Below are 19,352 nucleotides of genomic sequence, written 5' to 3' on the forward strand. Positions count from 1 at the left end.
GCCCTTGTTTCGGCTCACCATGGAATCCGGTACTCACCCCTTGCCACATGCGGCCCGAGCGGGTCCCGGCACGCCACCACACCGGACTCCGGACCGTTAGCCGGGTAGACAAGCCCGGAAAACGAATCGCCGCCCCATGGGACGGCGATTCGCTCACGCTTCGTCGAGCAGTTCGGCGGTGACGGCCGATTCGGTATCGGGTACCCCCAATTCCTTGGCTCGGCGGTCCGCCATCGACAGCAGCCGCCGAATTCGGCCTGCCACAGCGTCTTTCGTCATCGGCGGATCGGCGAGCTGGCCGAGTTCCTCCAGTGACGCCTGGCGGTGCTGCACGCGCAGCTTGCCCGCCGCGGCCAAATGGTCGGGCACCTCGTCGCCCAGAATCTCCAGTGCACGTTCGACTCTCGCGGCGGCGGCGACCGCGGCGCGGGCCGATCGGCGCAGGTTGGCGTCGTCGAAATTGGCCAAGCGGTTCGCGGTGGCCCGCACCTCGCGGCGCAGCCTGCGCTCCTCCCAGACGATCCGGGTGTCCTGCGCGCCCATCCGGGTCAACAGTGCGCCGATGGCCTCGCCGTCGCGCACCACGACCCGATCGGTGCCGCGAACCTCACGCGCCTTTGCGGTGATGCCGAGCCGGCGCGCCGCACCGACGAGTGCCAGCGCGGCCTCCGGACCGGGGCAGCTGACTTCGAGCGCCGAGGAGCGGCCCGGTTCGGTGAGCGAGCCGTGCGCGAGAAACGCTCCGCGCCAAGCGGCTTCGGCATCGCCGATGCTGCCGCCGACCACCTGTGCGGGCAGACCGCGCACCGGACGGCCGCGCACATCGAGCAGGCCGGTCTGTCTGGCCAGCGCCTCGCCTTCCTTGGACACCCGCACCACATAGCGCGAGGTCTTGCGCAGACCGCCCGCGCCGAGCACGTGCACATCGGAGCCGTAGCCGTACAGCTCGAAGATCTCGCGCCGTAGCCGGCGCGCGATGGAACCCATATCCACCTCGGCCTCGACGATCACCCGCCCGCCGACGATGTGCAGGCCGCCCGCAAACCGCAGCAGCGCAGACAATTCCGCCTTGCGAGAACTCACCTGCGAGACCGTGAGCCTGCTCAGCTCGTCCTTCACTTCGGCTGTCATCGCCACGAGACGCGCTCCTTTCCACCCAACCCGGAACGCACATCCTGACCCATGTGCCGTCCCTCGACTCGAAGCCCTGCCATATGTGGCCGAGGTTGCCGGATCAGCTGATCCAGTGCGGCGGCAAGCTTTCCGGGGTGATGCCGGTCGGTTCCCGCTTCGGCGACATCGGAGAAGGTTACTCGCGCCCGCAATTGTTCGGCAGCCCTGGCCACATGTTCTCTTTCGCGACCCTCCGGCACCGACCCGGAATCGACCAGTACCTCGTCGACCACGAATTCCGGTGCGTGCTGGGACAATACATGTAGATGGCGTTCCGCGGAGAAACCCGCCGTTTCTCCAGGCTCTGCGGCCAGATTCAGCACCAGGACCTTGCGTGCTCTGGTATAGACCAGCGCATCACGCAATTCGGGCACCAGCACATGCGGAATCACGCTGGTAAACCAGGAACCCGGGCCGAGCACAACGACATCGGCGTGTTCGATGGCCGAGGTTGCCTCGGGACTGGCGGGCGGATCGGACGGAATCAGCCGCACCCGCCGCACCTTGCCCGGTGTCGTCGCGATGGCGACTTGGCCGCGGATGCAGCGGCTCACCCGCGGATCCGCCTCGAGCCCAGAAACATCCGCCTCGATATCGAGGGCGATCGGCGACATCGGCAGCACCCGTCCGGTGATTCGCAACATCTTGGCGACCTCGTCGAGCGCGGCGACCGGATCGCCGAGTACCTCGGTCAGGCCCGCGAGGATCAGATTGCCGACCGAATGTCCGGCCAGCGCGCCGGTGCCGCCGAAGCGATGCTGCACGGTGCGCGTCCACACATCGTCGCCGTCCGCGGCCAGCGCCGCCAGGGCCATGCGCAGATCGCCGGGCGGTGGCACACCGAGTTCGGCGCGCAGTCTGCCCGATGATCCGCCGTCGTCGGCCACGGTCACCACCGCGCTGATCTTTCTGGTCAGCCGCCGCACCGCGGTGAGCGTCGCATACAGCCCGTGCCCGCCACCGAGCGCAACTATGGCGGGATCCGATTCCCACCCCGTCATTCGCGCCCCAGATCCCGATGCACGACCCGCACGACATCGGCCGGGCCGGATTTCTCCGTCTCCGAGCCGATCAGTTCGCCGAGCGCCTCGGCTATCGCCACGCTGCGGTGTTTACCTCCGGTGCAGCCCACTGCCACCGTCATGTATCGCTTCCCCTCTTGGCGGTAACCATTCGTCGTCAGGTCGACCAGGTGGTGGCAGGTGCTCAAGTAATCGGCCGCGCCGGGACGCGACAATACATACTCGCTGACCACGGTCTCCTGTCCCGAATGTTCCCGAAGTTCCGGTATCCAATGCGGATTGGGTAGAAAACGCACATCCAACACCATGTCCGCATCGAGTGGAACCCCGTACTTGAATCCGAACGACTGCACCGTCAGCTGCAGTGCGGTGGGCGCGCCGCCGCCGTAGGCCTCCTCCAGCTTGCGGTGCAGCTGGTGGATCGAGAGTTCGGTCGTGTCGATCACCAGGTCGGCCGCCGTTTTCACGGCGGAGAGGCGGATCCGTTCGGCTGCGATGCCCGCCGAAAGCGTACCGTCGGCGCTTTCGCTCTGCAGCGGGTGGCGTCGGCGCGCGAAGCCGAAGCGCCGGATCAGCACGTCATCGGACGCCTCGAGGAACAGGATCCTGGTCGGCACGCCCGCCGACCGCAGCTGATCGGTGACGGCCGAGAGATCGCCGGTGAAGAAGCGGCTGCGCACATCCATGACCAGCGCGAGCCTGCGGATCGGCGGTTCGGCGGAGGCGCCGAGTTCGACCATCCGCCCGATCAGCTCGGGCGGGAGGTTATCGGTGACATACCAGCCCAGATCCTCGAGTACACGGGCAGCGGTACCGCGCCCCGCGCCGGATAGGCCGGTGACGATGACCACCTCGACCTTCGGCTGCGCCGGGTTGCCGTCGCCGCGTTCGACAGGTGCGCCGAGGGTGCCCGCGGGGCCGGTCCGCCCAGCGGTCGACCGCGGGCTGCCCGCACTGTTGTTCGATTCGACGCGTGTCATGTCCTACCGGATCTATGTCAGGGTGCGTGTCGATCATCCCGCACCGGTTCCGGTATCGGGCGCAGACACACAACGTAGGTGTCTTATTCCTCCCGCAAAGCGGCCAAAACGGCCTTCGCGGTCGCCACACCGATGCCGGGCACCTCCGTGATCTGCTCGACGGTGGCCTCCTTCAGTTTGGCAACCGACCCGAAATGCGTGACGAGCGCGGTCCGGCGGGACTCGCCGAGGCCGCGCACCGAGTCCAGTGCGGACGCGGTCATCCGACGGGAGCGTTTGCTGCGGTGGAAGGTGATGGCGAAGCGGTGCGCCTCGTCGCGCACCCGTTGCAGCAGATACAGCGACTCACTATTGCGCGGCATGATCACCGGATCGCTCTCCCCCGGTACCCACACCTCCTCCAGCCGTTTGGCCAGGCCGATCACCGCGACATCGGTGATGCCGAGTTCGTCGAGGACCTCCGCGGCGGCCGCGACCTGGGGTGCGCCGCCGTCGACCACATAGAGATTGGGCGGATAGGCGAATTTGCGCGGGCGGCCGGTACGTGGGTCGATGCCGGGGCGTGAAGTCAGTTCGAGGTCGTCGTCGGCGTGTCCGTTCTCCTGACCGGATGTCAGCTCCTCGGCCACCAACTCGTCCCGTTCGCGGCGCAGACGATAGAACCGCCGTCTGGTCACCTCCGCTATGCTGCCGACATCGTCGGAGCGGCCCTCGCCCGCGGCCTCCTTGATCGTGTAGTGGCGATACTCGGACTTGCGCGGCAGGCCGTCCTCGAACACCACCAGCGAAGCCACCACATCGGTGCCCTGCACGTGGCTGATATCCACACACTCGATTCGTAGCGGCGCGCTGTCCAGATCGAGGGCATCTTGAATGTCTTGCAGCGCAGCGGATCTCGAGGTCAGATCGCCCGCGCGCTTGAGTTTGTGCTGGGCCAGCGCCTCCATCGCATTGCGTTGCACGGTTTCGGCGAGCGCCTTCTTGTCACCGCGCTGCGGCACCCGCAGCCGCACCGCCGAGCCGCGCAGTTTGCTCAGCCACTCCTCCACCTGTTCGGCATCGGCGGGCAGTTCCGGCACCAGCACCTCGCGCGGCACCGCGGTGGCCGGTTGTTCGGCCTCGCCCCGTTCGTCCCCGCCCTGTTCGGCCTGTGCGGCCTGCTCGCCGTAGAACTGGGTGAGGAACTGCTCGACCAGTGCGGCGACCTCGCCACCGGCCTCCTGGCCGTCGATGGCGTCGCCGGATTTGTCGACCACCCAGCCGCGCTGACCGCGCACCCGGCCGTCACGGACGTGGAAAATCTGCACCGCCACCTCGAGCTCATCGATGGCGAAGGCGACCACATCGGCGTCGGTACCGGTGCCGAGGACGACGGCCTGCTTCTCCAGTGCTCGCCGCAGCGCTTGGACGTCGTCACGCAGCCGGGCGGCGGTTTCGAAGTCCAGGTCCCCGGCGGCGTCGTGCATCCGGCGCTCCAAGTCGCGAACCATGCGATCGGTGCGTCCGGCCAGGAAGTCGCAGAAGTCCTCGACGATCCGGCGATGCTCGTCGGCATCGACGCGGCCGATACACGGAGCCGAGCATTTGTCGATATAGCCGAGCAGACAAGGCCGACCGATCTGGTTGTGCCGCTTGAAGACTCCGTTGGAGCAGGTGCGCGCGGGGAAGACCCGCAGCAGCAGATCCAGGGTTTCCCGAATGGCCCAAGCGTGCGCGTACGGCCCGAAGTACCGCACCCCCTTCTTTCGCGCGCCGCGATAGACGAACAGCCGCGGGTACTCCTCGTTCAAGGTGACCGCCAGCACCGGATACGACTTGTCGTCCCGATACCGCACGTTGAATCGCGGATCGAACTCCTTGATCCAGTTGTACTCCAGCTGAAGGGCTTCCACTTCGGTGGAGACCACGGTCCATTCGACGCCGGCCGCCGTCGTGACCATCTGCTTGGTCCGCGGGTGCAGCGACGCCACATCGGCGAAGTACGAATTCAACCTGCTGCGCAGGCTCTTCGCCTTGCCGACATAGATCACACGCCCGTGCGCGTCCCGGAATTTGTAGACACCGGGTTCAACGGGAATCGTGCCCGGCTTCGGCCGGTAGGTCGCGGGATCTGCCACGAATCCAAGCCTATCGACCGGCTCCGACACATCCGCACGGGCGCGGCTCAGCCGAAGCGGCGGGCACTGGCGACGATCGCGTCGCACAGCGCCTGCTCCGGCGCGGACAGGGTCGTACGCCGCCGCATCAACACGAATTCGAGGTCGCCGAGCACCGGAAGCCGCGGGTGGGCGAGCACACGCAGACCGTCCGGGATCAGGGTTTCGGCATGCACGACGACGCCGAGACCGGCGAGGACCGCAGCACGCAAGCCGAGCTGGCTGTCGCTGGTACAGGTCACGCGCCAGGTGTGGGCGTCGCGTTCGAGAGCCTGCAGTGCGATGCGGCGGGTGAGGCTCGGTGGCGGATAGGTCACCAGCGGGACCGGATCGTCGAATTCCGTTGTGGCCGAACGTCCCGCCCACACCAGGCGGTCGCGCCAGAGCAGTTCGCCGTGCCGTTCACCGGGCAGGCGTTTGCCGACGACCAGGTCGAGTTCACCGGTCTCCATGCGGGTTTTGAGGTTTTCGCTCAAGCCGACGGTGAGTTCCAGGTCGACTCTCGGATGGGTGCGCTGGAATTCCAGGAGTACGTCGGGGAGTTCGCGGGCCATCACATCATCGGAGGCGCCGAGCCGGATCAGGCCGGTGAGGGTGGAGTCGGAGAAGTAGCGCTCGGCCTGGCCTTGCGCGTCGAGGATGGTGCGGGCGAAGCCGACCATGGCCGCACCGTCGGCGGTCAGCGCGAGATTGCGCGTATCGCGGCGGAACAATTCGCGCCCTACAGCCTTCTCCAATCGGGCGATGTGGCCGCTGATGGTGGACTGACGCAGGCCGAGGATGCGGCCGGCGGCGGTGAATCCGCCCGCGCGCTCGACGGCAAGGAAGGTGCGCAGCAGTTCGGGTTCGAACACACCCACAATTATCACTGTTTGCGTTTACAGATATCGTTCTGAACGCCTTTCGCGTTCAATTGGCCGAGTCGTACGGTCGACGGGTGAAGTTCCTCGCCAAACTCCGGATCGATGCGTTCATGCTCGGCATCCTGGCCAGCGTTGCGGTGGCCGCGCTGTTGCCCGCGCGGGGCGCCGCGGCCGATGCGCTCGACTGGATAACCAAGATCGCGATCGGTGTGCTGTTCCTGCTCTACGGCGCCCGGCTCGAGCCTCGTGAGGCGCTCGCCGGGTTGCGGCACTGGCGGTTGCATTCGACGGTGCCGGCGGTGACCTATCTGATCTTCCCGCTGATCGGGCTGGCGTTGCATGTGCTGGTGCCGTCGGTGCTGACCGACGATCTTTACACCGGCGTGCTGTTCTTGTGTCTGGTCCCGTCGACCGTGCAGTCATCGATCGCCTTCACCTCGATTGCCCGCGGGAATGTGGCGGGCGCGGTGGTCAGTGCGTCGCTTTCGAATCTGATAGGCGTCTTCGCGACCCCGTTACTGGTCATGCTGCTGATGGACACCACCGGCAACGCCACCGTCTCCCCCACGGCGATACTCGCGATCGTCGTTCAGTTGCTGGTGCCGTTCCTGGCGGGCCAACTCTTGCGCCCCCGGATGACCTGGCTGCTGCGGCATGCCACGGTGACCAAGTCCGTCGATCGTGGCTCGGTCTATCTCGTCGTCTATGCCGCCTTCAGTGCGGGCATGGTGGAACACATCTGGAGCGGGATTTCGCCGCAGGCGCTACTGGCAATCGTCGCGGTTTGCGCGGGCATTCTCTCCGTAGTCCTGACGATTACCACCTTCGGCAGTCGCCTCCTCGGCTTCGCCCGCCCCGATCAGATCGTCACCGTATTCTGCGGTTCGAAGAAGAGTTTGGCCACCGGTCTCCCCATGGCCTCGGTCCTGTTCGCGGGACATCAGGTCGGCTTGATCGTGTTGCCGCTCATGGTCTTCCACCAGATCCAGCTATTGACCTGCACCGTGCTCGCTCAGCGCTACGCGCGATCAGCACAGTCCGATCTCGCGACAGCCGCGCCATCCGTACAACCCGCCTGATCCGAGCTGTTACCACACGGCGTCGGCAACCCGAATGTGGAACCATGCCTTGGCTTCCGGTCGCGACAACTGGTAGAGGATCGTCGCCGATGCACCCAGCGTGAAGAGGACGACGACCAGCCGGGCCAAGTCCGGCACAGCCTCGACGTGAATCCGCAGTACCGCGACGGACTGCAGCATGACCGAGACGATCGCGGCGCGGCGCACCCGCGGCCCACGTCCGAGGACCAGTACCGCGAGGCCGAGTACCCAACTGCAGCCGAATTGCAGAGCCGCGGATCTGGCCGCCTCGTCCCCGGCGATCAGGCCCATGACGACCGGATATGTGAGGCCGAAGCCCGCAAGCCCCAATGCGGCCTCTCTGGCCTCGCGGACCGATTCGGGCAGGTCGACCGGCCGCGTCGTTCGCACGACCGACGATTCCAAATATGCCTCGGCATCATCCATGGCCACTCCCCGTCGAGCTTGCGCACCGCGATGTGGTGGGCGTCACAGCAAGCTAATTCAGTTCGCGGGCGTCGACGTTCAGGAACAGCAGAGTGTGTCGCAGGTCACATACTGGACACTAGGCCAGTTCGTGCCGCCGCAATACCTCGAGCAGACCTTCGGCACGCTCCACCGTCGGCAACGGATCGACCAGCGCGAAACCGCAGCCCGCCGCGACCGCGCCGCCATCGGCCTCGGCACTGTCGCCGACCATGAGCGCCGATTCGGGACGCACGCCGAGCTGTTCCACCGCGGCCAGGAAGATCCGTGGATCCGGCTTCACCACACCGACTTCGAACGACAGCATGTGCGCGGCGACGAGCCGATCCCAACCGTTGGCGGCGAACGCAGGACGAATATCGAAGGCGATATTGCTCACCACAACGACCGGGATACCCTGTGCCGCCAGGGTTTTCAGCACGGCACCGGTGTCCGGATACGGCGTCCACGCGAGCGGGTCGAGCATCCAGTCGTAGAGTCGCGCGACCAGCGCCGGTGTCGGCACCCCGGCTTGTCGCAGCACCTCGTAGTAGGCCGTGCGGTGCATTGCCGGATCCAGATCCCGCCGCTCCCATGCGCGCCGGCCCTCGGCGTCGAAGACCGCACCGTCACCGACCGGCCTCGTCATCCGATCCAGGATCGCGTCCTGCTGCGACCGGTCCAGGGGTTCGCCATCGGCCCCGACCATATCGGCCCAGGTTTCATCGGGTTCCAGCCGGAACAGAGTGCCGGAGAAGTCGAAAAGAACTGCCTCGATCGCCACTGGGCCAGCCTACCGATGGTGACGGTTGCCCTTAAGGGCGAGCGGATTGGCTTCAGCGCCAATTCCGCTGAGAATCCCGCACAGAATGGGCGCTCAATGCAATTGCCCGCTAACCGTTTTCGCTGAACTCACCAGTGCTGGGAGCCCACAGCGCCGGATTTGCCGCGACGCTCGGCGATCGGCGATACAGTGCCGTCCATGAGTGGCACGCGAAGAATCTGGGTCAGCGCCGCGGCGGCGCTCACGCTCATCGTCGGCGTTGTCAGCGGATGTTCATCCGACGACACACCGGCGAACGCGGCGTGTAGTGCGACGCCGAACGGGACCCCGGTGGTCGCGACCTCAGCGGGCGCGGCTCCAGGCGCGACCAAGGATCTGAGCACCAATCCCGAGATCGCGACCGGCTACCGGTCCGATATGACGGCGGTGCGCACCAAGACCTACGCGGTGTCGACGGCCAACCCGGTCTCCACCAAGGCCGCCTGCGAGGTGCTGAGCAACGGCGGCACGGCCGCGGATGCGCTCATCGCGGCACAGATGGTGCTCGGATTGGTGGAGCCGCAGGCCTCCGGCATCGGTGGCGGCTCGTTCATGCTCTATTACGACGCGGCCGGCAAGAGCGTCGAGGCGTACGACGGTCGGGAGACCGCCCCCTCGGCGGCGACCGAGAATTATCTGCGCTGGGTCAGCGATACCGATCGGACCGAGCCGAAGCCGAGCGCCCGTGCGAGCGGACGCTCGATCGGCGTGCCCGGCGTCTTGCGCATGCTGGAACTGGCGCATCGCGACCACGGCAAGACCGCTTGGCGGGACCTGTTCGACCCGGCCATCGGTCTGGCCGATCGCGGCTTTCCGATCAGTCCGCGCCTGGCCGGTCAGATCGCCGAATCCGCCAAGGATCTCGCGGTGGACGAGTCCGCGAAGGCGTACTTCCTCAATCCGGACGGCACCCCGAAACGGGCCGACACCGTACTGACCAACCCAGCAATGTCGAAGACCTTGAACGCCATTGCCACCGACGGCGCGAATGCCTTCTACACCGGCGCTATCGCCCACGACATCGTCGATGCGGCCGGATCCACCGCGGGCGGGCGCACCCCGAGCCTCGTCACCGCCAACGACCTCTCCGGATATCAGGCCAAAAAGCGGACCGCGCTCTGCACGAACTACCGCACGCACGAGATCTGCGGTATGCCGAGCCCGTCCTCGGGCGGCATCACCGTCGCGGCCACCCTCGGCATTCTGGAGAACTTCGACCTGTCCGCGCTGAAGCCGGACAATATCGACCGAAACGGCGGCAAGCCGAAGGCCGAAGCGGTGCATCTGATTTCGGAGGCCGAGCGGCTCGCCTACGCCGACCGGAACAAGTACGTCGCCGACACGGATTTCATTCCGCTGCCGGGTAATTCACCGCAGACCCTGCTGAACAAGGACTATCTGAAGCAGCGCGCCGGTCTCATCGATCCCGGCCACAGCATGGGCACCGCGCAGCCCGGTGACTTCGGCCCGGTGCCACTCGGTGTCGGCCCGCAGCCGCCCGAGCACGGCACCAGCCATATCTCGGTCGTCGATAAGTACGGCAATGCCGCCTCGATGACCACCACGGTCGAATCGGCCTTCGGATCATTCCATCTCGTCGACGGATTCGTGCTGAACAACCAGCTCACCGACTTCTCTGCCGATCCGCTCGGCACCGACGGCGCCCCCGTCGCCAATCGCGTGCAGCCGGGTAAGCGGCCCCGCAGCTCGATGAGCCCGACCCTGGTCTTCGACCACAATGCCGATGGCTCCCGCGGCGATCTGACCCAGGTCGCCGGCTCCCCCGGCGGTTCGGTGATCATCCAGTTCGTCGTGAAAGCCCTGGTCGGCGTGCTGGATTGGGGCCTGGACCCGCAGCAGGCGGTCTCCGCGGTCGCCTTCGGCGCTGGAAACAGTCCGGCCACCGGCGTAGGCGGCGAACATCCCGCCATCAACGCCACCGACAACGGCGATCACGACCCACTGGTCCTACGCCTGCGCGAACTCGGCCACCAGGTCTCGGTCGCCCCCCAATCCAGCGGTCTGAGCGCACTGCAACGCGACGGTACCGAAGGCTGGATCGGCGGCGCGGATCCCAGACGCGAAGGCGCCGTCCTCGGCGACACTCGCTGACCTGCGGCTGCTCTATCCGGTTTGCAGCATCGGATAGAGCAGCGGCCGTCGTCGAGCGCCAAGTCGCCCTGCCCGAATCCCAAAACGGCGGTAACGCTTTTCGGCGGCGACCCACAGTCGGCCAGAAGTAGGTCATGAGCGGATCGTCAGTGCATGCCTCGCCGACACGCTGACATCCGGCTGCCGACTACTCCTCGGCGGAGGTGTATTTCGCGCCGAGTGCGCGCAGTTTGTCCAGGGCCTCGACGGCGCGTTGCTTATCGTTGGAGCGGATTGCCATGAGGGGGACGTAGTCATCGTCGACGAGTTCGAGCCGGGCCCAGGACTTTCGGTCCGGGAAGGAGACGCCGCGGATGTATTCCCAGGGGAATTCGGTGTCACCCAGGATGTTCCGCACCGAGATGCCGCGCTTGCCGACACGGACGCGCGGCCGGGTCAGCAGAAGTACCGCTGCCGCACCGAGCACGCCGATGCCGATCATCGCGAACTGGTCCGCGAGGCGGAAATTCACACCGGTCGAACCGTGGCGCAACAGGATGCCGCCCGCGGTGAAACCGGCAACGAGCAGCACCGCCACGGTCCATGCGGTCCGCACCGCCCGATGCGGACGCACCTCTAGTTCCCATTCGCCGGAGCCCGATTCGGCAGCCGCGGCCGGGCCTCTACGCCAGATACGAACGACCGGCATGGTCTACGGCCGCAGAGCGCGCAGCGTCAGCGCGGCATCGAGCGCTGCCGCGGCGGCCTGTTCGCCCTTGTTCTCGGCGGAGCCCGGCAATCCGGCCCTGTCCAGCGCCTCCGCCTCGTTATTGGTGGTCAGCACACCGTTGGCCACGGGCGTACCCGCATCGAGCGACACCCGCGTAAGACCGGCGGTCACCGCATCACAGACGTATTCGAAATGTGGTGTGCCACCGCGGATCACCACACCGAGCGCGACCACCGCGTCATGTGAGCGGGCCAATTCCTGAGCGACCACCGGAAGTTCCATCGCACCCGCGCACCGGACCACGGTGATGTGCTCGACGCCCGCGTCCTTGGCCACCTGCTCCGCATTCGCGACCAATGTGTCGCAGATCTGGGTGTGCCAGCGCGAGGCGACGATGCCGAGCTTCAGATCCTTGGCATCCGACAGCTCGAAGCTGGGTACGCCAGTGCCACTCATGCCTGCGCCTCGCTGACGCTCGGCTCCGGCATGCGCGATGCACGCTGTGACATGGTTCGCTCGCTGCGCTCGCTCACTGGTGTCCTTTCCAGGCTGCGTCGAGGTGAGAAATCACTGGGCGGTCTCGCCGAGATCGAGTTCGTCCAGCCCGATCAGGTCGTGACCCATCCGGTCCCGCTTGGTACGCAGGTACCGCAGGTTCTCGGCGTTGGCGCGCAACGGCATCGGCACCCGGTCGGTGATCTTCAGCCCGTAGCCGTCCAGTCCGACGCGCTTGGCCGGATTGTTGGTGAGCAGGCGCATCGACCGAATCCCGAGATCCACCAGGATCTGTGCGCCAGTGCCGTAGTCGCGTGCGTCGGCGGGCAGACCGAGCTCCAGATTCGCGTCGACGGTATCGTGGCCCGAATCCTGCAGCTGATAGGCCTGCAGCTTGTGCATCAGCCCGATGCCGCGACCCTCATGTCCGCGCATGTAGAGCACCACACCGCGACCCTCCTGAGCCACCATCTCCAGTGCGGCGTCCAGCTGCGGACCGCAATCGCAGCGCAGCGAACCGAAGACATCACCGGTGAGGCATTCGGAATGCACCCGCACCAGCACATCGTCGCCGTCATCGATATCGCCGCGCACCAGCGCGACATGTTCGACATCGTCGTAAATGCTCTGATAGCCGACGGCCTTGAATTCGCCGTGCGCCGTGGGGATCCTGGCCTCGGCGACCCGAATGACCTGCTTCTCGTGCTTGCGCCGCCAGGCGATCATTTCCGCGATGGAGATCAGCGCCAAGTTGTGCTCGTCGGCGAATACGCGCAGTTCCTCGGTGCGGGCCATATGGCCCTCGTCCTTCTGGCTGACGATCTCGCAGATGACACCGGCCGGCTGCAATCCGGCCATCCGCGCCAGATCGACCGCAGCCTCGGTGTGCCCGGGACGACGCAGCACGCCGCCCTCCTTGGCGCGCAACGGAACCACATGACCGGGCCGGGTCAGATCATCGGCCTTGGCGTTCGGATCGGCGAGTAGTCGCATGGTGGTGGCACGGTCGGCGCCGGAGATACCGGTGGTGATGCCCTCCCTGGCATCGACCGAAACGGTGTAGGCGGTGCCGTGCTTGTCCTGGTTCTGCGCGTACATCGGCGGCAGGCCGAGCCGATCGCAATCCTCACCCGTGAGCGGCACACAGATATAACCCGAGGTGTAGCGAATCATGAAGGCGACCAGCTCGGGGGTCGCCTTTTCTGCCGCGAAGATGAGGTCGCCCTCGTTCTCACGGTCCTCGTCGTCGACGACGACAACCGCCTTACCGGCAGCGATATCGGCGACTGCGCGCTCGATGGTGTCGAACCTGGTCACGTCTGTTGTGCTCCATCTCGAAATAGGTGCCTCACATACAGTAGTCGACTGGCCATAAGCCGACGCTGAGCCGCCCGACCAGCCATCACGGCGCGAGTCTTACGAGCGACGTTCGCGGCCCGTCTCGCGTCCGAGCGGTCGAAGCGCATGCGACGCAGTCGCGAGTCTCGACCGCTCGGACGCGAGACACCCGGGGGCCGCGAACACGCCGCGCCGCAGGCGCGGCAATTAGACAGAGCCGCGCTGCTGGAGGCGTTCGACGTACTTGGCGATGACATCGACTTCCAGGTTCACCTTGGTACCGGCGACGGCCGCACCGAGGTTCGTCATGGACAGGGTGGTCGGGATAAGCGAGACCTCGAACCAGTCGCGATTGCCGTCGGCGGCGGGCGCGTCGGCGACGCCGAGGCCCGAGACGGTCAGCGAGATGCCGTCGACGGTGATCGAACCCTTCTCCACTACATAGCGGGCGATCGCGTCGGGCAGCGAGATCCGCACGACCTCCCAGTTCTCCGAGGGCGTGCGCGCCAGCACGGTGCCGGTGCCGTCGACATGGCCCTGCACAAGGTGGCCGCCGAGCCTGCTGTTCAGCGCGGCCGCGCGCTCGAGATTCACCCGCGAACCCGTATCGAGTCCGCCGATGCTGGAGCGGTTCAGCGTCTCCTGCATCACGTCCACGGTGAACGAATCGCCGTCGATCACATCGACAACGGTGAGGCAGACGCCGTTGACGGCGATCGAATCACCGTGTCCGGCATCGGAAGTGACCAGCTTGCCCCGGATCGTCAGCCGAGCGGCATCGGCCAGCTCTTCGGTGGCGACGATCTCGCCGAGTTCCTCGACGATGCCTGTGAACATGCCTTGACTCCCTGTCGCGTCGTTTCTACGGTTGCCGAACAACCGGGATTCGGCGACTATTCCCGTCGGTACGCCGATCCCTCCTCAGCCTAACGACGCCGGGTCGTAGACGACACCGCGGTTCCAACCAGCGGCCGGTCGATACCGTGGCTCGGCAAGTCCCTGGGGAAGCAGACCGCAGGGCACCTCAGGCCGCGCCGAACCAGCGCCAATTATTTTTCGAAGCGAAATAATGCATGGCCGTGCGAAAAAGTCGCCGCTCCCCCGCCGACGACATTTATTCATTCCTACTTTCGTGACCACACGAATGGATTTCATCCATCGCGCATAGAGTCGAACAGGGAGAAATACCCAGCCGAGACACACTTACACCAAAACCTTGCGCGGGTCCGAAAATGGTCGCAAGATTGTTATGCAGCTGATTCCTATCGTTCAACTTCAATCCGGAGCAGTTCGGTGCGGAACGGTTCGACCCGGCCGGACGCGGTCCGGCGAGTTCGACCCAGGGAAATCCACCACTCGAGGAAGCTGGATACAGCAGTGGGTCAAATCAGGTTCGACACTAATGGGGGTGTTGCGTGACCACTCTTGTCGATTCGACGCTGGAAGTTCGCTGTGTGCAGTACCGGCGCGAATTCCATATGCCGGCATCGATCGACCCGACGTCCCGCCGCATCCTGCTCCATATCGGCACCCATTACGGCGCTATAACGATGCCCGCTGAGCTGGGCGAAGGGGTGCAGCAGCAGCTCACCCAGGCGCAGATCCCGGCACCGGTGGTGCACCATCCGCGAGCCAGGCGCTGGACCTTCATCACCGGCCCCGCCCGGCCCGATACCCTCAGCGCGGCCGTCTCCGCGGAGCTGTTCCGCCTCTACGCGACCGTCGCCTGCACCGGAAGCCAGGTCGTGCTGCCCTCACCGGATGACGAGCGCACCGGCTATCGCACTTGGATCCAGCCGCCGGAGAACGCGACGACCCTGCCACCGCTCAGCGCGGTGATCGAGGCGACGCGCGCCATCGGCAGCCGGAAAGTGCCCGCCCGCTAGCAGATTCGCGACCTAGGAGCTGCGCAGCGCCGCGGCCTGCTGCCGCAGCTTTTCCACGGTCGCAGCCGGATCGGCGGTGTTGTAGACCGCGGATCCGGCGACGAAACAATCGATGCCCGCCTCCGCGGCGGCCTCGATCGTGTCGGCATTGATGCCGCCGTCGATTTCCACGATCAAACGCAGTTCGCCCGCGTCCACCAGTCGACGTACGATGCGCGCCTTTTCCAGCACATGCGTGATGAACGACTGTCCGCCGAAGCCCGGCTCCACGCTCATCACCAGTAGTGTGTCGAACTCGCGCAGGATTTCCAGATACGGCTCGATCGGCGTATTCGGCTTCACCGAAAGACCGGCCTTGGCGCCGGCCGCGCGAATATCGCGCGCGACGGCGATCGGATCGTCGGTCGCCTCGGCATGGAAGGTGACGTTGTACGCACCCGCCTCCGCGTAGGGCGGAGCCCAGCGGGCCGGATCCTCGATCATCAGATGGCAGTCGAGCGGAATGTCGGTGGCCTTCAACAGACTTTCGACCACCGGGAGTCCGAGAGTGAGATTCGGCACGAAGTGTGCGTCCATCACATCGACATGCAACCAATCGGCGCCATGCACTGCTTTTGCCTCATCCGCGAGGCGTGCGAAGTCGGCGGAGAGGATGGACGGGGCGATCATCGGCGTGGTCGGGCGCGTAAACGTCGAAGAGGACACATCGCGGGAGCTTACCGGTACCTAGGGTTGCTCCGGCCGGGAGTGGGTAGCCTGCATAGGGTGATCAACATTTCGGCGGAACAGGGGCTCTACAGCACCCCGGTGGAGATTCGGGTGGCTGCGTCGGTGACGCAGCTGCCGATCGTGCGCGGGCTCGCCGAAACACTGGTGCTGCTCAGCGATTTCACCCTCGACGAGGTGGCCGACATCCGGCTGGCCGTGGACGAGGTGTGCTCGACGCTGATCGCGGTCGCAGCACCGGCGACCAGCCTGCACTGCCGGTTCACCGTGGGTGACTCCGAATTGCTCGTCAAGGTCACCGGCCTCGCCGGGACGGAGGGGCTGCCGGATCAGCGCAGCTTCGGCTGGCATGTACTGCGTACCCTCACCGATGAAGTACAAGCGACACAGGACCCATTCGACTCGGCCGCATCCGGATATCCGACGACGGTGGAGTTCCGTCGGGTCCGGGGGAAAGCGTAGTGGCGGACGAGAACACCGTGTCCGACGCCCAGCAGGACGACGACGCCGAACCCGTGCTGACCGAAGAAGCCGCTGAGGAAGTCGAAACCCTCCAGGCCTCCGGCGCGGGGTACGACGATGTCGGCGCGCTGTTCGAGCAGCTCGCCGCCAGCAAACCGGGTACCGCGCGGCATACCGCACTGCGTGCCGAGCTGATCAGCCGGTGCATTCCGCTCGCGGATCACATCGCCCGCAAATTCAGTGGGCGCGGTGAGCCGTTCGACGATCTCACGCAGGTGGCGCGGGTCGGTTTGGTGCACGCTGTGGACCGTTTCGATATTTCGCGCGGCTCGAACTTCTTGTCCTTCGCGGTGCCGACGATCATGGGTGAGGTGCGTCGCTATTTCCGCGACAACACCTGGGCCATGCGGGTACCGAGACGGGTGAAGGAGACCCATCTGCGCATCGGCGCGGCCATCGACGCGCTCTCGCAATCCCTCGGTCGCTCCCCGACCGCGAAAGAGATTGCGGCCGAACTCGATGTGGATCCCGACGAGGTGACCCAGGCCGTCATCGCGGGCAACGCCTACCAGCCGAGCTCCATCGATGCCGCCTCACTCGGGCGCGATACCGAGGCATCGCTGCTGGACACCCTCGGCGAGGAGGAATCCCAATTCGACCGGGTCGAGGAGTATGTCGCGATCCGTCCGCTGCTCGCCGGACTCCCGGAACGCGAACGCCGCATCCTCACCATGCGGTTCTTCGAATCGATGACGCAGACCCAGATCGCCCAGCGCATGGGTATCTCGCAGATGCACGTCTCGCGCATTCTCGCGAAAACCCTTGCCCGCCTGCGCGAACAGTCGGCCCGCGACTGAGCAGAGTCAGCGTGCCTGCTGTTTGCGGAGTTTCGCGGGCGCCGACAACCACCAGGCGGCGTCGAGCAGCTCGCGGAGTTGATCGGGCTCGATCCGGTCGAGGTCGATGAGGATGTAGGGATATCCGTCATAGTGCGGGGTGGTGTAGAAGGCCGGGTCACCGGAGGTGAGCATGGCCTCCTTCTCCGCCATCTCGCACAGCAGCACGAGTCCCCCCTCGACCTCCGACCGCAACCGCGCGAACCCCTTACCACTCACCTTAAGAGCGGGACTGCGCCACCACGTCGATTCCGCCACCTCCGGCAGTTCGGTCGCCAGCGCCACCACCTGCTCCCATGTCATCGCCATGCGATCAGTCTGCGCCGCCGACCTGCCCGAGTCTTGGACGAATGTCGCCTCGGCGATCTGCCACCTGGGGTCAGAAGTTACTCGAGAGGTTTACGCAGGGCGGCGAGGAACATTGCGTCGGTGCCGTGGCGGTGGGGCCAGAGTTGGGCGCCGGGGCCATCGCCGATATCGGTGACGCCGGGGAGGAGGTCGCGGGTGTCGAGTTGGATGGCGCCGGTGCGGCGGACGGCGTCGGCGACAACGGCGACGGTCTCCAGGAGGTGTGGGGAGCAGGTCGAGTAGAGGACGACGCCGCCGGGGCGCAGGAGATCCCATGCGGCGGCGAGGAGTTCGCGTTGCAGGACGACCAGTTCGGCGACGTCGGCGGGGGTGCGCCGCCAGCGGGCCTCCGGGCGGCGACGCAGTGCGCCGAGGCCGGTGCACGGGGCGTCTACGAGGATGCGGTCGAAGCCAGGAGTGAGCCCGCTATCGCGGCCGTCGGCGACGTGCACGTCGACGGGTAGGTCGTGGACGGTCTTGCGGACCAGCTCGGCGCGGTGTTCTGCCGGTTCGACCGCGTCCACCCGATGGCCGTCGATTGCGGCGATCGCGCCGAGCAGGGCCGCCTTGCCGCCGGGTCCTGCGCACAGGTCGAGCCAACGGCCGTTGTCCGGACCATCCAGTTCGGCGCGGGTCAGCGCGAGTGCGACGAGTTGACTGCCCTCGTCCTGTACTGCCGCCATACCCTCGCGGACCGGCTCCAGCTTGCCGGGATCGCCGCCGCCGTCGAGGTAGACCGCGTACGGCGACCACTTGCCCTCTTCGCCGCCCGTCACCAGGGCCAGTTCCTCGGCGGTGATATCGCCGGGACGAGCCACCAGATGCACAATCGGACGAGCATCGTCGGCTGCCAGCACGTCCCGCAGCTCCCCGGCCCGCGCGCCGAGCGCATCCGCGAATGCCTGCGCGATCCACACCGGATGCGCGAATTCGAATGCCAACCGGCCCACCGGATCTCGCGGCGCGAGTTCATCCACCCACTCGTCGACCGACTTCTCCCCCGCCCGCCGCAGCACGGCATTCACGAAACCCGCTTTGCCCGCACCGAATTCCGTGCGCGCCAATGCCACCGAGGTATCCACCGCCGCATGCGCCCCGATCCGGGTGCGCAGCAACTGATACACCCCGAGCCGCAGCACATCCAGCAGCGGCCCATCGATCTCGTCGACCGGCCGCCCAGCACCCGCCGCGATCACCGCATCCAGCAGCCCGAGCGAACGGCAGGCCCCGTAGGTCAGTTCAGTCGCCAACGCCGCATCCCGCCCCGAAATCCGCCGGTCGCGCAGCAGCCCTGGCAGCACCAGATTCGCGTAAGCCTCCCGCTCCCGCACCGCCCGCAATACATCCCGCGCCACCAGCCGCACCGGATCGCCGTGCGCGGCCGAATCCTTTTGCCGCCCGCGACCTTTCGTTGCATCGACACGCCTGCCCGAAGCGCCACTGGCTCGGCCTGCCGCTGCAGCCGAACCCCGCGCACGATTCGAACGCCGCTCATCACCGCCCGCAGCCTGTCGCCCCTCGCTCGATCCGGCCGAACTGGACTTCGCCGGGCGTTCGGCCCGCCGCTGCCTGCCGGACGCCGCATCGCTTTCGTGTGAACGGCCACGCCGGTCCGCGGAAGATGACGTGCCCCCGCGTCGGTCATCGCCAGGCCGTCTTGCGTCCCGGGGGCTGTCATCCCGTGCCGAAGACCGCCTCGCGGCATCGCCACGCCGTGCCGGATCGTCCTGCCCGCCGGCTCCACCGCCCTGCCATCCACCGCGCACCGAGCCTTTGCCCTGCGCCGAGCCCGAACCTTTGCGCTGCGACGAACTGTCCC

Annotated in this window: 18 protein-coding genes and 1 pseudogene; 5 read left to right on the top strand and 14 right to left on the bottom strand. The window is 66.4% G+C overall.

The window, feature by feature from the left end; genetic code table 11:
- Nucleotides 1-153 precede the first annotated feature (153 nt).
- From whiA to ACIBW7_RS07620, 5 genes are all read right to left on the bottom strand, one after another.
- The gene (whiA, locus tag ACIBW7_RS07600; protein WP_040692075.1) at nt 154-1,137 is read right to left on the bottom strand and encodes a DNA-binding protein WhiA; all 984 of its coding nucleotides are present in this window, start codon (nt 1,135-1,137) and stop codon (nt 154-156) included.
- A complete protein-coding gene (gene yvcK / locus ACIBW7_RS07605) occupies nt 1,128-2,174 on the bottom strand; it encodes a uridine diphosphate-N-acetylglucosamine-binding protein YvcK (RefSeq protein WP_063043214.1) in 1,047 nt (348 codons plus the stop codon). The genes whiA and yvcK overlap by 10 nt, the downstream gene beginning before the upstream one ends.
- On the bottom strand, nt 2,171-3,175 hold the full coding sequence (gene rapZ, locus ACIBW7_RS07610; RefSeq protein ID WP_040692081.1) for an RNase adapter RapZ: 1,005 nt from the start codon (nt 3,173-3,175) through the stop codon (nt 2,171-2,173). Before rapZ ends, yvcK begins: the two co-directional genes overlap by 4 nt.
- An 83-nt stretch (nt 3,176-3,258) precedes the next feature.
- Nucleotides 3,259-5,292 (bottom strand): excinuclease ABC subunit UvrC, encoded by a 2,034-nt coding sequence (uvrC, locus tag ACIBW7_RS07615; RefSeq protein ID WP_397045127.1) that lies wholly within the window; start codon nt 5,290-5,292, stop codon nt 3,259-3,261.
- A gap of 47 nt (nt 5,293-5,339) precedes the next feature.
- On the bottom strand, nt 5,340-6,191 hold the full coding sequence (locus ACIBW7_RS07620) for a LysR substrate-binding domain-containing protein (protein ID WP_397045129.1): 852 nt from the start codon (nt 6,189-6,191) through the stop codon (nt 5,340-5,342).
- Between the two features lie 77 nt (nt 6,192-6,268).
- On the opposite strand from ACIBW7_RS07620, the gene ACIBW7_RS07625 reads away from it, so the two are divergent.
- Nucleotides 6,269-7,273, top strand: coding sequence for a bile acid:sodium symporter family protein (locus ACIBW7_RS07625; RefSeq protein ID WP_397045131.1), 1,005 nt, complete (start codon nt 6,269-6,271; stop codon nt 7,271-7,273).
- Between the two features lie 9 nt (nt 7,274-7,282).
- Here ACIBW7_RS07625 and ACIBW7_RS07630 read toward each other — a convergent pair whose 3' ends face one another.
- Both ACIBW7_RS07630 and ACIBW7_RS07635 read right to left on the bottom strand, forming a co-directional pair.
- The gene (locus ACIBW7_RS07630) at nt 7,283-7,720 is read right to left on the bottom strand and encodes a hypothetical protein (RefSeq protein WP_397045133.1); all 438 of its coding nucleotides are present in this window, start codon (nt 7,718-7,720) and stop codon (nt 7,283-7,285) included.
- Nucleotides 7,721-7,838: 118 nt separating this feature from the next.
- Nucleotides 7,839-8,522, bottom strand: a complete 684-nt coding sequence (locus ACIBW7_RS07635; RefSeq protein ID WP_397045135.1) for an HAD family hydrolase — start codon at nt 8,520-8,522, stop codon at nt 7,839-7,841.
- 198 nt (nt 8,523-8,720) lie between these two features.
- On the opposite strand from ACIBW7_RS07635, the gene ACIBW7_RS07640 reads away from it, so the two are divergent.
- On the top strand, nt 8,721-10,673 hold the full coding sequence (locus ACIBW7_RS07640) for a gamma-glutamyltransferase family protein (protein WP_397045137.1): 1,953 nt from the start codon (nt 8,721-8,723) through the stop codon (nt 10,671-10,673).
- A gap of 187 nt (nt 10,674-10,860) precedes the next feature.
- Here the strand turns inward: ACIBW7_RS07640 and ACIBW7_RS07645 are convergent, their stop codons facing one another.
- From ACIBW7_RS07645 to ACIBW7_RS07660, 4 genes are all read right to left on the bottom strand, one after another.
- A complete protein-coding gene (locus tag ACIBW7_RS07645) occupies nt 10,861-11,361 on the bottom strand; it encodes a PH domain-containing protein (protein ID WP_397045139.1) in 501 nt (166 codons plus the stop codon).
- Nucleotides 11,362-11,364: 3 nt separating this feature from the next.
- Complete coding sequence (gene ribH, locus ACIBW7_RS07650; protein WP_063043207.1) at nt 11,365-11,838, bottom strand: 6,7-dimethyl-8-ribityllumazine synthase; 474 nt, start codon at nt 11,836-11,838, stop codon at nt 11,365-11,367.
- 111 nt (nt 11,839-11,949) lie between these two features.
- Nucleotides 11,950-13,194 carry a bifunctional 3,4-dihydroxy-2-butanone-4-phosphate synthase/GTP cyclohydrolase II gene (locus ACIBW7_RS07655; protein ID WP_397045141.1) on the bottom strand — a complete coding sequence of 415 codons (1,245 nt, stop codon included), beginning with the start codon at nt 13,192-13,194 and terminating at the stop codon, nt 11,950-11,952.
- A 228-nt stretch (nt 13,195-13,422) separates the two neighbouring features.
- A complete protein-coding gene (locus tag ACIBW7_RS07660) occupies nt 13,423-14,052 on the bottom strand; it encodes a riboflavin synthase (RefSeq protein ID WP_397045143.1) in 630 nt (209 codons plus the stop codon).
- 578 nt (nt 14,053-14,630) lie between these two features.
- On the opposite strand from ACIBW7_RS07660, the gene ACIBW7_RS07665 reads away from it, so the two are divergent.
- Nucleotides 14,631-15,101, top strand: a complete 471-nt coding sequence (locus ACIBW7_RS07665) for a hypothetical protein (RefSeq protein WP_397045145.1) — start codon at nt 14,631-14,633, stop codon at nt 15,099-15,101.
- Between the two features lie 12 nt (nt 15,102-15,113).
- Here the strand turns inward: ACIBW7_RS07665 and rpe are convergent, their stop codons facing one another.
- Nucleotides 15,114-15,770, bottom strand: coding sequence for a ribulose-phosphate 3-epimerase (gene rpe / locus ACIBW7_RS07670; protein ID WP_397045752.1), 657 nt, complete (start codon nt 15,768-15,770; stop codon nt 15,114-15,116).
- A 96-nt stretch (nt 15,771-15,866) separates the two neighbouring features.
- Here rpe and ACIBW7_RS07675 point away from each other — a divergent pair, with 96 nt between their 5' ends.
- Together ACIBW7_RS07675 and ACIBW7_RS07680 are read left to right on the top strand one after the other, a co-directional pair.
- On the top strand, nt 15,867-16,289 hold the full coding sequence (locus ACIBW7_RS07675; RefSeq protein WP_397045147.1) for an ATP-binding protein: 423 nt from the start codon (nt 15,867-15,869) through the stop codon (nt 16,287-16,289).
- Complete coding sequence (locus tag ACIBW7_RS07680; RefSeq protein WP_397045149.1) at nt 16,289-17,146, top strand: RNA polymerase sigma factor SigF; 858 nt, start codon at nt 16,289-16,291, stop codon at nt 17,144-17,146. Before ACIBW7_RS07675 ends, ACIBW7_RS07680 begins: the two co-directional genes overlap by 1 nt.
- Before the next feature lie 6 nt (nt 17,147-17,152).
- On the opposite strand, the gene ACIBW7_RS07685 is transcribed toward ACIBW7_RS07680, so the two are convergent.
- Nucleotides 17,153-17,494: an MmcQ/YjbR family DNA-binding protein gene (locus ACIBW7_RS07685; protein WP_397045151.1), complete on the bottom strand. Its 342-nt coding sequence runs from the start codon at nt 17,492-17,494 to the stop codon at nt 17,153-17,155.
- Nucleotides 17,495-17,571: 77 nt separating this feature from the next.
- Nucleotides 17,572-18,903, bottom strand: a pseudogene (locus ACIBW7_RS07690) (RsmB/NOP family class I SAM-dependent RNA methyltransferase); the annotation flags it as partial.
- Nucleotides 18,904-19,352 lie beyond the last annotated feature (449 nt).

The sequence above is a fragment of the Nocardia sp. NPDC049526 genome (genome assembly GCF_044465765.1).
Classification (GTDB): domain Bacteria; phylum Actinomycetota; class Actinomycetes; order Mycobacteriales; family Mycobacteriaceae; genus Nocardia.

Bases quoted from the DNA above. Each gene is read 5' to 3' on its own strand.
- yvcK (WP_063043214.1), bottom strand. From the start codon at position 2,174: ATGACGGGGTGGGAATCGGATCCCGCCATAGTTGCGCTCGGTGGCGGG.
- ACIBW7_RS07645 (WP_397045139.1), bottom strand. From the start codon at position 11,361: ATGCCGGTCGTTCGTATCTGGCGTAGAGGCCCGGCCGCGGCTGCCGAA.
- ACIBW7_RS07640 (WP_397045137.1), top strand. From the start codon at position 8,721: ATGAGTGGCACGCGAAGAATCTGGGTCAGCGCCGCGGCGGCGCTCACG.
- ACIBW7_RS07685 (WP_397045151.1), bottom strand. From the start codon at position 17,494: ATGGCGATGACATGGGAGCAGGTGGTGGCGCTGGCGACCGAACTGCCG.
- ACIBW7_RS07660 (WP_397045143.1), bottom strand. From the start codon at position 14,052: ATGTTCACAGGCATCGTCGAGGAACTCGGCGAGATCGTCGCCACCGAA.
- ribH (WP_063043207.1), bottom strand. From the start codon at position 11,838: ATGAGTGGCACTGGCGTACCCAGCTTCGAGCTGTCGGATGCCAAGGAT.
- rapZ (WP_040692081.1), bottom strand. From the start codon at position 3,175: ATGACACGCGTCGAATCGAACAACAGTGCGGGCAGCCCGCGGTCGACC.
- ACIBW7_RS07630 (WP_397045133.1), bottom strand. From the start codon at position 7,720: ATGGATGATGCCGAGGCATATTTGGAATCGTCGGTCGTGCGAACGACG.
- rpe (WP_397045752.1), bottom strand. From the start codon at position 15,770: ATGATCGCCCCGTCCATCCTCTCCGCCGACTTCGCACGCCTCGCGGAT.